At 66.5% G+C, this 13,350-nt stretch carries 15 protein-coding genes; 6 read left to right on the forward strand and 9 right to left on the reverse strand.

What is annotated here, in order from left to right; translation table 11 throughout:
- Positions 1–54: 54 nt before the first annotated feature.
- Positions 55–1,485, reverse strand: coding sequence for an FAD-binding oxidoreductase (locus tag QX070_RS20350; RefSeq protein WP_315738805.1), 1,431 nt, complete (start codon positions 1,483–1,485; stop codon positions 55–57).
- Positions 1,486–1,590: 105 nt separating this feature from the next.
- Between QX070_RS20350 and QX070_RS20355 the strand changes: the two genes are divergently transcribed.
- Both QX070_RS20355 and QX070_RS20360 read left to right on the forward strand, forming a co-directional pair.
- A complete protein-coding gene (locus QX070_RS20355) occupies positions 1,591–2,133 on the forward strand; it encodes a histidine phosphatase family protein (RefSeq protein WP_315738806.1) in 543 nt (180 codons plus the stop codon).
- Positions 2,134–2,186: 53 nt separating this feature from the next.
- Entirely contained in the window at positions 2,187–2,612 is a 426-nt protein-coding gene (locus tag QX070_RS20360) for a universal stress protein (protein WP_315712676.1), read from the forward strand.
- Positions 2,613–2,665: 53 nt separating this feature from the next.
- On the opposite strand, the gene QX070_RS20365 is transcribed toward QX070_RS20360, so the two are convergent.
- From QX070_RS20365 to QX070_RS20375, 3 genes are all read right to left on the reverse strand, one after another.
- Positions 2,666–3,289 carry a class I SAM-dependent methyltransferase gene (locus tag QX070_RS20365; protein ID WP_315738808.1) on the reverse strand — a complete coding sequence of 208 codons (624 nt, stop codon included), beginning with the start codon at positions 3,287–3,289 and terminating at the stop codon, positions 2,666–2,668.
- Between the two features lie 108 nt (positions 3,290–3,397).
- Positions 3,398–3,985, reverse strand: coding sequence for a YdcF family protein (locus QX070_RS20370; protein ID WP_315738810.1), 588 nt, complete (start codon positions 3,983–3,985; stop codon positions 3,398–3,400).
- Positions 3,986–4,071: 86 nt separating this feature from the next.
- Entirely contained in the window at positions 4,072–4,602 is a 531-nt protein-coding gene (locus tag QX070_RS20375; protein WP_315738811.1) for a hypothetical protein, read from the reverse strand.
- Positions 4,603–4,710: 108 nt separating this feature from the next.
- Between QX070_RS20375 and QX070_RS20380 the strand changes: the two genes are divergently transcribed.
- Positions 4,711–5,145 carry a hypothetical protein gene (locus QX070_RS20380; RefSeq protein ID WP_315738812.1) on the forward strand — a complete coding sequence of 145 codons (435 nt, stop codon included), beginning with the start codon at positions 4,711–4,713 and terminating at the stop codon, positions 5,143–5,145.
- Positions 5,146–5,219: 74 nt separating this feature from the next.
- Here QX070_RS20380 and QX070_RS20385 read toward each other — a convergent pair whose 3' ends face one another.
- Positions 5,220–5,726 carry a ferritin-like domain-containing protein gene (locus tag QX070_RS20385; protein WP_315738813.1) on the reverse strand — a complete coding sequence of 169 codons (507 nt, stop codon included), beginning with the start codon at positions 5,724–5,726 and terminating at the stop codon, positions 5,220–5,222.
- 384 nt (positions 5,727–6,110) lie between these two features.
- Between QX070_RS20385 and QX070_RS20390 the strand changes: the two genes are divergently transcribed.
- Complete coding sequence (locus QX070_RS20390) at positions 6,111–7,202, forward strand: YbhN family protein (protein WP_315738814.1); 1,092 nt, start codon at positions 6,111–6,113, stop codon at positions 7,200–7,202.
- A gap of 103 nt (positions 7,203–7,305) precedes the next feature.
- The gene (locus QX070_RS20395) at positions 7,306–9,252 is read left to right on the forward strand and encodes a hypothetical protein (protein ID WP_315738815.1); all 1,947 of its coding nucleotides are present in this window, start codon (positions 7,306–7,308) and stop codon (positions 9,250–9,252) included.
- 661 nt (positions 9,253–9,913) lie between these two features.
- Here the strand turns inward: QX070_RS20395 and QX070_RS20400 are convergent.
- Together QX070_RS20400 and QX070_RS20405 are read right to left on the reverse strand one after the other, a co-directional pair.
- Positions 9,914–10,525, reverse strand: a complete 612-nt coding sequence (locus tag QX070_RS20400; protein WP_315738816.1) for a DUF2147 domain-containing protein — start codon at positions 10,523–10,525, stop codon at positions 9,914–9,916.
- Between the two features lie 171 nt (positions 10,526–10,696).
- Positions 10,697–11,725, reverse strand: a complete 1,029-nt coding sequence (locus QX070_RS20405; RefSeq protein WP_315738817.1) for an NAD(P)/FAD-dependent oxidoreductase — start codon at positions 11,723–11,725, stop codon at positions 10,697–10,699.
- Between the two features lie 174 nt (positions 11,726–11,899).
- On the opposite strand from QX070_RS20405, the gene QX070_RS20410 reads away from it, so the two are divergent.
- Positions 11,900–12,364 carry a thioesterase family protein gene (locus tag QX070_RS20410; protein ID WP_315738818.1) on the forward strand — a complete coding sequence of 155 codons (465 nt, stop codon included), beginning with the start codon at positions 11,900–11,902 and terminating at the stop codon, positions 12,362–12,364.
- 50 nt (positions 12,365–12,414) lie between these two features.
- On the opposite strand, the gene QX070_RS20415 is transcribed toward QX070_RS20410, so the two are convergent.
- The gene (locus QX070_RS20415) at positions 12,415–12,735 is read right to left on the reverse strand and encodes a 2Fe-2S iron-sulfur cluster-binding protein (protein ID WP_315707114.1); all 321 of its coding nucleotides are present in this window, start codon (positions 12,733–12,735) and stop codon (positions 12,415–12,417) included.
- Positions 12,736–12,818: 83 nt separating this feature from the next.
- The gene (locus tag QX070_RS20420; RefSeq protein ID WP_315738819.1) at positions 12,819–13,193 is read right to left on the reverse strand and encodes an Hpt domain-containing protein; all 375 of its coding nucleotides are present in this window, start codon (positions 13,191–13,193) and stop codon (positions 12,819–12,821) included.
- Positions 13,194–13,350 lie beyond the last annotated feature (157 nt).

Below are 13,350 nucleotides of genomic sequence, written 5' to 3' on the forward strand. Positions count from 1 at the left end.
ATCCCGCGAAGTTACGTCAGGCGCGGGCGCGACGGCTCACTTTCTTGCGAGGGGTCAGCCCTCCCCGGCGTCGGGACGGCGGTTCAGATCGGATGGCTGCGGCCGCAACGGCAGCCGCGAGCCGGGACGCTCGGCTGCCCGGCGCCGCGCTTCGGCCGCCCTGATCTCGCGCACACGCTCCTGCACGCGCACGCGCTCGCGGTGCCGCGCCAGCGTCCCGGCCGCGGCGGCGCGGCCACGGATCCAGAGATTGACCACGTGGCCGGCGACCCGGCCGCTGACGCCGCCGGCCCAAACCAGCTCGAACGGCGAGAACAGCTTCCAGCGGTCGTCGCCGGCGAGGATCGCTTGCGCGATCAGCTGCCCGGCCATCGCCGAGGTGTTGAGCCCCTGCCGGCCGAAGCCGCTCGCGACCCACAGCCCTTTGCGAAGCTGGCCGATCTGCGGCATGCCATGCACGGTCTGGCCGGTCACGCCGCCGAAGGTCTCGGCGATCTCGACGCGGCCGAGCTGCGGGAACACCGTCCGGATCCGGCGCTGCAACGCCGCGGCAAATCCGCTGGGCCGGGCGTCCCAGGTCGTTTCCGGGCTCGCCCACATCAGCCGGTCACCGTCGACGATACGAAAATGATCGATGCCGTCGGTATCGCTGACCGATCCCTGGAAAGCGACCGCCTCGGCGAGCCGCTCGCCGAGCGGCGCGGTGACGCCGCCATAACGCCACACCGGCAGCAGCGTATCGGACAGCTTCTGCAGCGGCGCGCCGAGATGGATGTTGCCGGCCAGCACGATATGCGAGGCCCGCATCCGCGCCGACGGCGTCACGATGCGCTTGCGCACGCCTGACGCATCGATGCTGACCACCGGCGTATCCTCGAAGATCCGCGCCCCGGCCCTGTGCGCAAGCCGCGCCAGGGCATGAACATACTTCCGGCCATCGAGCTGGAACGCCCGGGGGTAATGGACGCCATGGAAGTAGCGGTCGGTCTTGAGCTTGGTCCTGACGCGCTCGACCTGCCAGCCCTCAACCTCGGTGTCGAAATCCTCGTGCAGCATCTGCAGGCGGCGGATCAAGGCGTCGCCGGCATCGACATTGGAGACTTCGAGCGCGCCTTCGCTGAGCCCGATGCCCGGCATCGCCGCCTCGGTGGCCTGGGCGCGGATGAACTCGGCGCCGGACCAGGACAACGCCCACAGCGCCCGCGCATGCGCGAGCCCGACGCGCTCGATCAGGTCCGGCAGCGGCAGGTCGAACCCGGGCATGACCGTGCCGATCATGTGACCGGATGCGTTCCATCCGACTTGGCGACCTTCCAGCACCGCGACGCTCGCCCCCTGCCGGGCCGCGCACAACGCCACCGTCAAGCCGGCCAATCCCGCCCCGACCACACAGACGTCGACATCGAGGTCGAAATTCAACCTGGTGCGGCCGTGTGCACCTGCGGCATCGGCGTCATCGTTCATGCTTGTGGAAGTCTCGCTCATGGCGTTTTCTTAGCGAACCCTGCGGCGGACGTCATGACGCTTTTAATGGCGATAAAGAGACGTGGTAGAGGCTGACCCAGCCTGAACGATTCGAGACGGAATTCCATGCGCCGATTGATGCTGCTGCGCCACGCCAAGACCGAGACTGACGCGCCGACCGGCCGCGACCAGGACCGCCGTCTCGACGAGCGCGGGCACCAGGATGCCGCCATGATCGGCGATTTCATCGCCAGCCACCCGCCAGTGCCGGAGCTGGTGCTGGTCTCGACCGCGGTTCGGGCGCAGCAGACCTGGGACCTCGCGCTTGCGGCGATGAAGGACCGTGTCCCGGCCCCGCAGGTCGAGTCCGTTCCCGAGCTCTACGGCGCCGAGCCGATGCAGATCCTGTATCACATCCGCCTTGCGGCAGCGCACGATCCGAAGCAGCTCCTGCTCGTCGGGCACAATCCCGGCATGCACGAGCTGGCGCTGGCTCTGACCGGCGAGGGCGATTCCGAGGCCCGCCACGAGCTGATGCGCAACATGCCGACCGCGGGACTCGCGGTGCTCGATTTCGACACCGACGATTGGGGCGATGTGAGCTTCGCCCGCGGCAACCTGCTGAGGTTCATCACGCCGAAACTGCTCAAGCACGGCTCGGTCGATTGACAGGCAGGTCGGGGCCGGCGCGTAATGCCGGCGGAGAGAGAGGAGGACCTTCGATGTTCAACTCGATTCTGGTGCCGATCGATCTGGCCGACACCGACCTCGCCAAGCCGGCCATCGCCACCGCGGCCACGCTGGCGCAGACCTGGAGCGGCACGGTGCATCTGCTCAACGTGATGCCGATGACGCCGGTGATGCTCGCCGAATACGTCCCAGCCGATTTCGATGCGCAGCAGCGCGAGACCGCCGAGGAAGCGCTGTCGATCGTGGCGCGCGAATCCGGCATCCCGGCCGAGCGCATCAGCTACACGGTACGCCAGGGCGGCATCTATCACGAGATCCTCGAGGAGGCGGCCAAGGTCAACGCCGACCTGATCGTGATGACCTCGCACCGCCCGGCGATGCGCACCTACTTCCTCGGCAGCAACGCGGGGCACGTGGTGCGCTATGCCAAGTGCTCGGTGCTGGTAGTGAGGCCGTGAGGCGGCAGATCACCGGATCTTCGCATGTCGGACCGCTTTGACCGAGCCGTGAGTCAGACGGTCGGACCAGCTTCAGCCGCGCGAGCAAGCCAGAAGCTACGCTCGCCGTTCGCTGGCTCGCCAACCGAATGTGCGATCAATTCGAAACCATTGTCGCGAAGCAGCGCCGCGTACTCGGATGGATCGAGAGACGCATGATAGAGCGGATCGCCGCGATAGCACCCGATGGCTTCACCATGTGCGGGGCCTGCGTTGAACATCAGAATGCCGCCCGAAGCCGTGCAGGCCGCGAGGACTGGAAACATTCGCCGCTGGTCGTCGTGTCCGAGATGGAAGAAGCTGTCCCACGCCAGCACCCCGTCAAACCGCCTACCTAAGGTCAACGACCGCATGTCGGCGACGATCCATTCCTGATCCGGCATCCTCGTTCGGCAAAGTGCGATCATCGTCGGCGAGCTGTCCACGCCGGTGACGGAAAACCCCTGTCCGGAAATGTGCGCTGCGACGGGCGCACCGCCCCCGCAGCCCAGATCGAGCACGGCCGCGCCCGGTCGGAGACACGCAAGGAAGCGTTCGATGGGAGGCTTGTCAGTCCAGGCAGCCGCGCGACGGTCGGCGTCCCACGACAGCGCATGGTGCTCGTAGTGGGCGACAATACGGCCTGCACCTTGGTTCATGGAAACTCCGTAGCAGGGGCCAGATGCCCCATCTGGATGACCATCAAAGTCTGCCATGAGACCCGATGGACGCTGTTGTCATCGAAGTGCGAGCACGCGCCGAGTCGATCACGGCCACTCCGCGATGAAGCCCTTCGCCTTATAAGGTTCGATCTTGTCCCATTCGCTCAGCACGCGGCGGCGGAACTCCGGATGGGTGTGCCACGACTGCCGCGGTACGCCGAAGCTATCGACCGTCAGCAGCATCTTCTCGACTTCGGGCCAGTGCCGCTGCAGGGTCATCGCGTAGCGCCGCGCGGTCCAGCTGTTGCCGAGGCAGATCACGCTGCCGACATTGGCGAGGCCGAGCGCGGCGTCGATCACCGGCAGCGCGAGCGCGACGTTCTCGCCGGTATTCGTGGCGTGGTGCTCTTCGAGGATGCGCTCGGCCGGAATGCCGCGCCTCACCATGGCGGCCTTGATCAGCGTACACTCCGAAAGATCAGCGCCCGGCGTGATCCCGCCGCTGACGATGGCGTGGCGGAAGTAGCCCTGCTGCCACAGCTTCACCGCCGTCTCGGCACGCAGCTCCTCGTCGACGCGGGTCCCGAACACGAACAGGAGATCGGCCGGCCGCAGCGGCGTATCGGCGAAATGCCGCGCGTTGACCACGGCGATCTCGGCGTCATCCGGTCTGCGCAGCGCGCGATCCTGCATCGTTCTTCTCCCAACGTCGGCTCATCCTGGCATGACGCGGCGCTGTCGCGCGCTCACATTCGATGACCGGCGATGACGCCGCGTGATCACGGCAGCAGCGAGCCGGGAATATCCGTGAACGTGTAGCTGCGCGGCCTGTTGCGGGTGATGAAGCCGCCGACATACCAGGCGAACAGCGCGGCGAAGCCGATCAGGAACAACGCTCCCGACCATTCGGCGATGACGAGCGCACGCACCAGAAGCCCCGTCATCGCCACCGCGAACAGCGCGATCGCGGCGAGCGCGGCGCCATATGTGAAGCGGCCGAGGCCGGCCGTGAGCCGCGCGTTGCTGCCGCTCGAGGCGAGCCGCGCATGCAGGCCGAGGATGAAAGCACGATAGGCCTCGCTCTGCGGCGCCATCAGCGCCGCCGTCTGCCAGGAAGTCGAGATGATGCTCAGCCTGCGGCCATCGCGATGGGTGATGTCGGCACGAAAACGCTTCGCCTGCATCGACACCGGCCGGTAGGACAGCCGGATCGCGGCGATGTCGGCGTACGGCCACAGGCCGGTCCGGCCGGCGAACCGCCACGACAGGCCCTGCCCCGTGAGCTCGAACTGCTGCGCGGCGCCGATCAACGACGCCTTGTAGGCGTAGCGGATCGCGTCATGGCCTTCTGTGGTGATGTCCTGGGAAATGGATCGGTCCTGTTGCGCGTGGCGCGCGCCTTATCCTACAAACGGAGCATGAGCGAAACGATCTATTTTCCGCGCCACCTGATCCTGGCCGGAGCGATGGCCGCCGGCGTGCTGCTGGCGCTGGCCGTGCACATGCTCGGCGCCCGCTACGGGCTCGATCTCGGCGGCCTGTGGCAGACCGAGAGCGGCGCTTTCATGCCGGCGGGATCGGCGATCGCCTGGTGGCTGATCGCCACGGTCGGCTTCTCCTCGGGCTATTTCATCGCCAACATCATGCACAGCGCGGTGTCGGGCGAGATCCCGCAGCGGATGCGCAACTTCCTGGTCGTGGTCGGCGTACTGATGCTGGCCGGCATCGGCCAGGCGATCTCCGGCCCGAGCCCGGTGCCGTCGGCCTCGGGTGTGCTGGCCGGCCTCGCCGCGCTCTGCCTCGGTGCCCTGATGGCGTTCTGCGGCGCCAATTTCGCGTTGCGTAAGAGCTGACGCGCGGCATCCGGATGCGACGACGCCGCGCGGGATGTCCGCGCGGCGTTTTGTCTCATCGACTGGTGACGCGATCAGCTTGCGGCGCGCAGGTTGACGCCGCTCTCGGCGAGCTTGGTCAGCTTCATGTCGGTCGCCTTCTCCTCGTCGAGCGTCTTCTGCAGCACGGCGGCGCAGTCGCTGCGGCCAAGCTGCTTGGCCCAGGCGATCAGGCTGCCGTAGCGCGTGATCTCGTAGTGCTCGGCCGCCTGGGCGGCGTTGATCAGCGCTGCGTCCAGCACGGCCTTGTCGGTGACCTCGCCCGCGACCTCCTCGGCCTCCTCGATGATGCCGTCGATCGCCGGACAGTCGACCGCCTTGGCCGCGATGCCGTGCATCTTGAACACCTGCTCGAGACGCGTCACATGCGTCTTCGTCTCATCGAGATGGGTCAGAAAACCCTGCTTGAGCTTCCGATCCGTCGCCTTGTCCGCCATCTTTGGCAGCGCTTTGACGAGCTGGTTCTCGGCGTAATAGATGTCCTGCAGCTGATGAACGAACAAATCGTTCATCGTCTTGATGTCCTTGGTGAACAGTCCCATTTGCCTCATGTCCTCTTGGTTCGGGAACATGGCAGGTCCCTCCCCGACCGATCGTCGCCATATTCGCTGTGCCCGCGGGGCGCTAACCGGCGGCCACGGCGGTTGTTCCGGCGCAACCGGCCCTGCCGGCCGGAACCGGTCGCAGAGGGCCAGGTTTGCTCGTGAACCGCGCGCGTAACCAATTGGACCGAACTGAGGCGGCCGCCAGCCATGTGACTGGAGTGTGACAGACCCGCGCCGCATGGGTCGGAGCTGAGCTGTGTCAAGGACTGCACAAGGCGCGCATTTTAGCATAAGGAACAGGCTGTCACGAATTGCCCGCCTCCATCGACCAATGGTTTCGCCTCTTTTCCAAGAACTAGTACCGCCCCGCCGGGAGGATGAATGCAGCGCCTGCTGACCACGCTCTCGCGTGGCTTCAAGAAATGGATCGGCTGGAAGCGGCTGGGGATTGCAGCGAGCCTTGCGATCATCGCCTTCGCGATCACGACGCTCGTGCGCACGCTCAAGGGCGTCGATGCCGGCGTCATCCTGACGGCGCTCACCGAAATCCCGCTCGGTCACATCGCGCTCGCGGCCTTGTGTGTGATCGGCGCGTTCTGCACGCTGACCTTCTATGACTATTTTGCACTGCGAACGATTGGCAAGAAACACGTCCCCTATCGCATCGCAGCGATGAGCGCCTTCACCAGCTATTCGATCGGCCACAACATCGGCGCCACCGTCTTCACCGGGGGCGCGATCCGGTTCCGGATCTATTCGGACTACGGCCTGTCCGCGATCGACGTCGCCAAGATCTGCTTCCTGTCGGGCCTGACCTTCTGGCTCGGCAACCTGTTCGTGCTCGGCATCGGCATGACCCTGCATCCGGCCGCCGCCACCGCGATGGACCAGTTGCCCCCGGCGATGAACCAGCTGATCGCGATCGGCATCCTCGGGGCAATCTTCGCCTATCTCGGCTGGCTGACCGCCGGCAAGAACCGCCGGCAGCTCGGCCAGAACGGCTGGAAGGTGGTGCTGCCTTCCGCGCAGCTCACGCTGGTGCAGATCCTGATCGGCGTCGTCGACCTCGGCTTCTGCGCGCTGGCGATGTACCTGCTCGTCCCCGCCGATCCTCCGATCGACTTCCTGTCGCTGTCGGTGGTGTTCATCCTCGCCACCCTGCTCGGCTTTGCCAGCCATGCGCCTGGCAGCATCGGCGTGTTCGATGCCGCGATGCTGGTGGCGCTGCCGCAGTTCGGCCGCGAGCAGCTCTTGGCCACCCTGCTCGTCTTCCGCGTGCTCTATTTCGTGATCCCCTTCGCCATCGCGATCTCGATCATGGGCATCAGGGAGCTCTGGATGAACGTCGTCAAGCCGTGGCAGGAGCGGCGCCGGCTGAACGCCGCCTGCGAGGACGAGGTCGCCGCCAAGCGCGCCGCGGCCGCAGCACCCGCTGCGGTTCCCCAGCGCATCAAGCGCCACTCCCAGCGCTGAGCAGCAATTCTCTCGCGGACGATGCGACGGTTCGATCCTCGACCGGTTGAACTCGCGTGCGGTCCTCTTATTTCCGCCCCATCGCTGACGTGAATCCTTGCGCATGACCCGAATTCCCCCTCGTCCGCTGCTCGCCGCCTGCGTCCTGGCCAGCCTGCTCGCCCCTCTCGCCGCCACCGAGGCGGCCGCGCAGTTCGGCGCAGCGCCGCTGCAGATCAGCTGGGAGGTGCGCAACCGCTTCCGTCTCTTCCGCGAGGAGCGCGACTTCCTGCTGCATACCGAGAGCACGCGCGACCGCTCCATCCTCGCCGCCGAGCAGGCGCTGGGGGTGCAGAGCGACGGCCGCGGCTGGGCCCGCAACGTCGTCAACCGGCTCTGCATCGACCTCGCCGGCCGCGTCAACGAGCCGTGCACGCGCGACAACGTCAAGGAAAGCTATCTCACCCCCATCGACCATCCGGTCACCGTGCGCCTGACCGGCCCGGTGCCGGTCGGCGCCACCTGCGCCTGGTCGTTCGACGACGGCGACGGGCCGCAGACCTCGACCTTCGACTGCGCCGAGCCGGTCAATTTGCGCGTCCGCTACGGCCGCCAGACCGTGGCATCCGTCGATGTCGCCAGTCCCGAAGGCACGCGGCAGGTCTCGACCGGAATCCAGGTCCGTGACGTCCTGATCGCCGGCCTCGGCGACAGCATCGCCTCCGGCGAGGGCAATCCGGACCGCCCGATCGCGCTCGCCGACGACGGCTTCTGCTTCCGCTCCTATCTCGGCGGCCCGACCGCGCAATATTATCGGCCGAGCCGGGCCGGCTTCAAAGGCGGCCGCGCCTGTGAGGCGCCGGACACGCTGCAGAACTGGCAGAAGCACAGCGCGGTCTGGCTCAACGCTGCCTGCCACCGCTCGCTCTACAGCTACCAGACCCGCACGGCGCTGGCGCTTGCGGTGCGCTATCCGCACGTCGCGGTCACCTACCTGCCGCTCGCCTGCACCGGCGCCACCATTGCCGACGGCCTGTTCGGCAGCCAGCGCGCGCGCGAATGCACGCCCGGCCGCTCGGTCGCGACCTGCGCCGGCGGCGTCAACGGCCAGCTCGGCGAACTCCGCGAGGCGCTGACCGCGGCCAAGCGCCGCCAGCCGGACCGCAAGCTCGACCTGATTCTGCTGTCGATCGGCGCCAACGACATCAACTTCTCCGGCCTCGTCGCCGACGTCATCGTCGACACGCCGACCGAGCGCACCCTGTTCAAGCGCTCCGGCGTGATCGGCTCGGTGGAGGAATCGCGCAGCGAGCTGGCGAGCGACCTGCCGCAGGGCTTTGCCAAGCTGCGCGAGGCGCTGAAGCCGCTGGTCGGCGACCTCTCGCATGTCATCTACACCTCCTACGGCAATCCGGCGCTGAGCCGTGCCGGCACGCCCTGCCCGGGCGGCCCGGCCGGCTTCGAGGTCCATCCGTCGTTCAATGCCAATCCGCAGCGGCTCGCCAAGGTCGCGGGCTTCGTCGAGAACGAGTTCCTGCCGTCGCTGCGCGGGCTGGCGCAATGCACCGCGGGAGTTCTGTGCCGCGATCCGCAGGCCGACCGCATGACCTTCGTCGATGCTCATCAGGCCGCGTTTGCCGATCACGGCTTCTGCGCCCGCTCGACGCAGGATCCGCCGTTCGACCGCGAATGCTTTTCGGCCGACGGCGCCAGCTTCGATCCGAACATCGTCAGCGCCGCCAACGAGCCGCTGCTGTGCGGCCGCGGCGCCAGCGAATATCGCCCCTATTTGCCGCGCGCGCGCTGGATCCGCGACGCCAATGACAGCTACTTCTCGGCGATGACCTATCCGCAAGGGCTGCCCGCGGCGATGCAGCCTTCCGACATCCACGATGCGAGCTGGGGCGTGCTCTCGGCCGTCTATGGCGGCGCCGTGCATCCGACCGCCGAGGGCCACGCCGCCATGGCCGATGCCGCGTTTCCGGCCGCAGCAGAGGTGCTGAACCTCGATGCGGCCGAGCCCAACGTCACGAGCCAGCCGCTGCCGCCGGCGGGAGTCGTGCGGCAGTAGCGCGCGGCCAACGATCGGCTCACCGCCGATGCACCGAGTCGCCCGTCGGCCCGACGTTGCGTCCCGGTCGCGAGCGGAGTCCGTCGATTGCGCCGAAACGGCCTGCCGCAAAAGGTCGAAATTCGCCCGCCATTCCAGGTCGATGACTGCGTCCGGCCGCCTCGTGACAAAATTTCCTGTTTCTTTTTTCCAGAAATCATGCTTTGATGAGCGCATCCCGTGCTCATGAGAGGGGCGGTTCGCGGTCGTCACGAACGTGGAGTGCGGGACGCGGTGGGCGCCACCGGTCGCAGCGTGATCCGATCATGCCGACGAACGAGCGGCGGCGCACGGTGAAGTCGTAGGGTCCTGGCATGCTGATGCCAAGCGAGCGGTGGTGATGATCCGCTCGTGACGGGGGCAAGACAGCCGGTCCCCGGGGAGAGGACGTATAAGCCGTCAAACATCGCGCAGGGAATGCCGGTTGATCGGCTTTACCTGTGGTTCCTGCCGCCTGCATTTTTTTAGCAGGCGGGCCATGGGTGAGGCCCTCACCCGGCATTCCCTGCGCCCTCTCGCTCGAGAGGGTCGCGTTCAGCTTGAAAACTCGGACGCCATGCGCCGCGAGATCACGATGGTGTGTCGCTTAACAACGACCACCAAGCTGCAGTTCGGCGGCGAACTACTTAGTCGGCGCCGGCTTCTTCATCATCGGCGGCGGCGCCTGTTTGGTCGCGGGGCCAGTTGCCGTGGTCGCCTGGGCCGGCAGATATTTGGCGAGGATCGCGGGGTCGATCTGGGCCATGTTGGTATCTGGAAGACGGGTCCAGGTCTCGTCCTTGCCAAACAGCGAGATGCCGAGATAGCCGTGCAGGATCAGCGTCTGCCCGTCCGGACTGACCCGCATATTGGCCTTCCAGATGTTGCCGTCGCGAGGATTGAGCACGTTGCCGCCTTCGTATTTCAGGCCCTCGCGCTTCATGTCGCGCACGAAGGAGATGCCGAGCACCGGCGCATTCTTGCGGTCATCGCTGCACTTCGAACAGACCTCGTTCGGATTGTCGCCGGGGCGCGGAAACGTCTTGGCGATCACGCCCTCGAACACGCCGTCGTGGTCGATGAAGAGGAACCAGCCGACGGGCCTGCCATCCTCGACCTTCTGCCACAGACCGGCCGCGGTCGGCTCAGCCGCGAGCGCAGGCCGCGTCAGCAGAGCACCGGCAACGACGAGCGCGCCGATCGCGAGCTTCGTCACACCAGGCGCCAGCCGAAGTCGGGGAAACGCATTGCGCATCATCATCTCACCTTGACCAAGTCACAAAATGAATGGCCGCACAGTACGGCCGTTTCGTGCATCGTTCCAGCCCATAACAGGTCTGGCGCGCCGGTGAAACCGGCACGCGCAGGAAACATTTCTTCACATTTGAGTTGGTCCGGCGGCGCCGGGTTCCACGCTTCCGAGCAATTAGTTGACGCCGAGCTTCTTCTGCAGGCTCGACGACGACGTCGTGTACTGGAACACCAGCCGCTTCTCCGGATACACGTAGCGGTGCGCCTTCTGCGCCATCAGCGCACCCTCGTGGAAGCCGCACAGGATCAGCTTGATCTTGCCGGGATAGGTATTGATGTCGCCGATCGCGAAGATGCCGGGCACCGAGGTCTCGAACGCCGAGGTCTCGACCGGAATGAGATTGTGCTCGAGCGCGAGGCCCCACTCGGCGACGGGGCCGAGCTTCATCGTCAGGCCGAAGAACGGCAGCATCATCTCGCACGGCACGGTCTCGACCGCATTGTCGTTGCCCTTGATGGTGGCCGCGGAAAGCTGACCGTTCGCACCTTCGAGCGCCGTCACCTGACCGATGCGCAGATCCATCTTGCCGCTCGCCACGAGCGCGCGCATCTGCTCGACGCTGTGCGGCGCCGCGCGGAAATCGTCGCGCCGATGCACCAGCGTGATGCGCTTGGCGAGGGGATGCAGATTGAGAGTCCAGTCGAGCGCGGAATCGCCGCCGCCGACGATGACGACATTCTTGTTGCGGAACTGCTCCATCTTGCGCACGGCGTAGAACACCGAGGTGCCTTCGTATGCCTCGATGCCCGGCACCGGCGGACGCTTCGGCTGGAACGAGCCGCCGCCGGCCGCGATCACCACGACCTTGCACTCGAACACCTTGCCGGCGTCGGTGGTGATGCGAAAACCGGGATCGCCGATCTTCTCGACCTTCTCGACCATCTCGCCGAGATGGAAGGTCGGGCTGAACGGCTTGATCTGCTCCATCAGCTGCTCAGTGAGGCCCTGCCCCGTCACCATCGGCACGCCGGGAATGTCGTAGATCGGCTTCTCCGGATACAGCTCGGCGCATTGGCCGCCGACCTTATCGAGGATGTCGATCAGATGCGCCTTGATGTCGAGCAGCCCCAGTTCAAAAACGGCAAACAGTCCGCAAGGGCCCGCGCCAATGATCAGCACATCGGTCTTGATCGCTTCGCTCATGTCGCTCTTCTCGTTGGAGGCGCCGCTCGACGGATGGCGGCAGATGGCGGTTCCGAATTTGTAGCCAACGGGGTGGTCGCAGGGAAGGCACAAAAGCCGCCCCTCGCTCGCGCGCGGCTTGCAGCAGCGGGCTTAGCCGGGTTTGAAGGGGACATGAATGATGGAGATCAATCGGTGACAGAGACGGCCCGCCGCGACCACGCGCCACGCCTGGAGGACTTTCCCTATCGGCTGACGGACAATGTCCGCTTCGGCGACCTCGATCCCAACCAGCACGTCAACAATGCGGTCTATGCGACCTATTTCGAGACCGGCCGGGTGACCTTGATGAAGGACCCGCGCCATGGCCTCGGACAGGAGGGGCTGGCCTGGATCATGGTGCGGCTCGACATGCATTTCCGGGCCGAGCTGCGCTGGCCGGGCATGATCGAGCTCGGACTGGGGGTCGTGAGGCTGGGGCGCACGTCGGTGACCTGCGAGCAGGTCGTGTTCTCGGACGGGCGCTGCGTGGCGTCGGCCACCGCGGTCATGGTTCTGATCGACGAGGCGACGCGCAAGCCGGCGCCGCTGACGCCGAAGCTCATTGCTGCGCTCCAGCCGTGGGTCCGCCGCGGCGTGACGATCGCGCTGCCGGCATAGGCCTGGCGGCGATCACCGGGGGCGCGGCGATGAGGACGCGAGGCGAACGGTCAGGCCTGACGCTCGGGGGTGGAGACGACGAGGCCGTCGAGCTCGTCGGAGACCTTGATCTGGCAGGAGAGACGGGAATTCGGCCGGACATCGTAGCCGAAATCGAGCATGTCCTCTTCCATCGGGGTCGGCGGGCCGACCTTCTCGCGCCAGGCTTCGTCGACATAGACATGGCAGGTCGCGCAGGCACAGGCGCCGCCACATTCGGCCTCGATGCCGGGAATGGCGTTGCGGATCGCCGCTTCCATCACGGTCGCGCCGTTCTCGATCTCAACGGTTCTGGATTCGCCGGTATGGTCGACAAAGGTGATCTTGGCCATGTGTGCTCGTGCTGCGCAGGGAATGAGGTCGGGCTGTCCTATAACGGACCGCTCCGCTCCGCGCTAGTGCTGCCGCCGGCCGCTCAGGCCGCGCCGAGCATCTCCGAAATCGCCGCGCGGGCCTGCGCGATCGCCGTGCCCAGCCAGGCCAGCGCATCGGCCGGGTCGCCCGCCCGCAGCGCCGCTTCGAGCCCTTCCGCCGCGTCGGCGACATCGAGCGCGCCGACGGCGCGGGCCGAGCCCTTCAGCGTGTGGGCGACGGTGGCCGCATCCTCGGGCATCACCTGCAACCGCTCCAGCAGGCGGACAGCCTGGTCCGAAAACATGGCGAGCACCTCGCGCTCGAGCGCGCTGTCGCCGAGGGTCATCCGCCGCAGCAGGTCCAGGCTGATCGGCCCGTCGTCGGGAACCAGCGGAGGCGAGGGCATCCATTCGATCCGTGAAAGGTCGGGAATCATGGCGGCAATCCGGTCCGGCGGGCGCGCCGCGCGCGCCTGTGGTAAGTCAAGCACGACAATGGTTAATGCATTGTTACCGGCCCAATTGCCGCGGGTTTGCCGCGATTTGGGCCCGGCTCTGCCCCAATCGCGGCAGAAACGGGAATTCGCAGAACTT

The sequence above is a fragment of the Bradyrhizobium sp. SZCCHNR1093 genome, assembly GCF_032381175.1.
Lineage (GTDB): Bacteria > Pseudomonadota > Alphaproteobacteria > Rhizobiales > Xanthobacteraceae > Bradyrhizobium.

What these genes read in the sequence shown, in the direction of transcription:
- QX070_RS20395 (WP_315738815.1), top strand. Translation starts at nt 7,306, where the DNA reads ATGACCCGAATTCCCCCTCGTCCGCTGCTCGCCGCCTGCGTCCTGGCC.
- QX070_RS20405 (WP_315738817.1), bottom strand. Translation starts at nt 11,725, where the DNA reads ATGAGCGAAGCGATCAAGACCGATGTGCTGATCATTGGCGCGGGCCCT.
- QX070_RS20390 (WP_315738814.1), top strand. Translation starts at nt 6,111, where the DNA reads ATGCAGCGCCTGCTGACCACGCTCTCGCGTGGCTTCAAGAAATGGATC.
- QX070_RS20400 (WP_315738816.1), bottom strand. Translation starts at nt 10,525, where the DNA reads ATGCGCAATGCGTTTCCCCGACTTCGGCTGGCGCCTGGTGTGACGAAG.
- QX070_RS20380 (WP_315738812.1), top strand. Translation starts at nt 4,711, where the DNA reads ATGAGCGAAACGATCTATTTTCCGCGCCACCTGATCCTGGCCGGAGCG.
- QX070_RS20415 (WP_315707114.1), bottom strand. Translation starts at nt 12,735, where the DNA reads ATGGCCAAGATCACCTTTGTCGACCATACCGGCGAATCCAGAACCGTT.
- QX070_RS20365 (WP_315738808.1), bottom strand. Translation starts at nt 3,289, where the DNA reads ATGAACCAAGGTGCAGGCCGTATTGTCGCCCACTACGAGCACCATGCG.
- QX070_RS20350 (WP_315738805.1), bottom strand. Translation starts at nt 1,485, where the DNA reads ATGAGCGAGACTTCCACAAGCATGAACGATGACGCCGATGCCGCAGGT.
- QX070_RS20360 (WP_315712676.1), top strand. Translation starts at nt 2,187, where the DNA reads ATGTTCAACTCGATTCTGGTGCCGATCGATCTGGCCGACACCGACCTC.
- QX070_RS20385 (WP_315738813.1), bottom strand. Translation starts at nt 5,726, where the DNA reads ATGGGACTGTTCACCAAGGACATCAAGACGATGAACGATTTGTTCGTT.
- QX070_RS20370 (WP_315738810.1), bottom strand. Translation starts at nt 3,985, where the DNA reads ATGCAGGATCGCGCGCTGCGCAGACCGGATGACGCCGAGATCGCCGTG.
- QX070_RS20420 (WP_315738819.1), bottom strand. Translation starts at nt 13,193, where the DNA reads ATGATTCCCGACCTTTCACGGATCGAATGGATGCCCTCGCCTCCGCTG.
- QX070_RS20355 (WP_315738806.1), top strand. Translation starts at nt 1,591, where the DNA reads ATGCGCCGATTGATGCTGCTGCGCCACGCCAAGACCGAGACTGACGCG.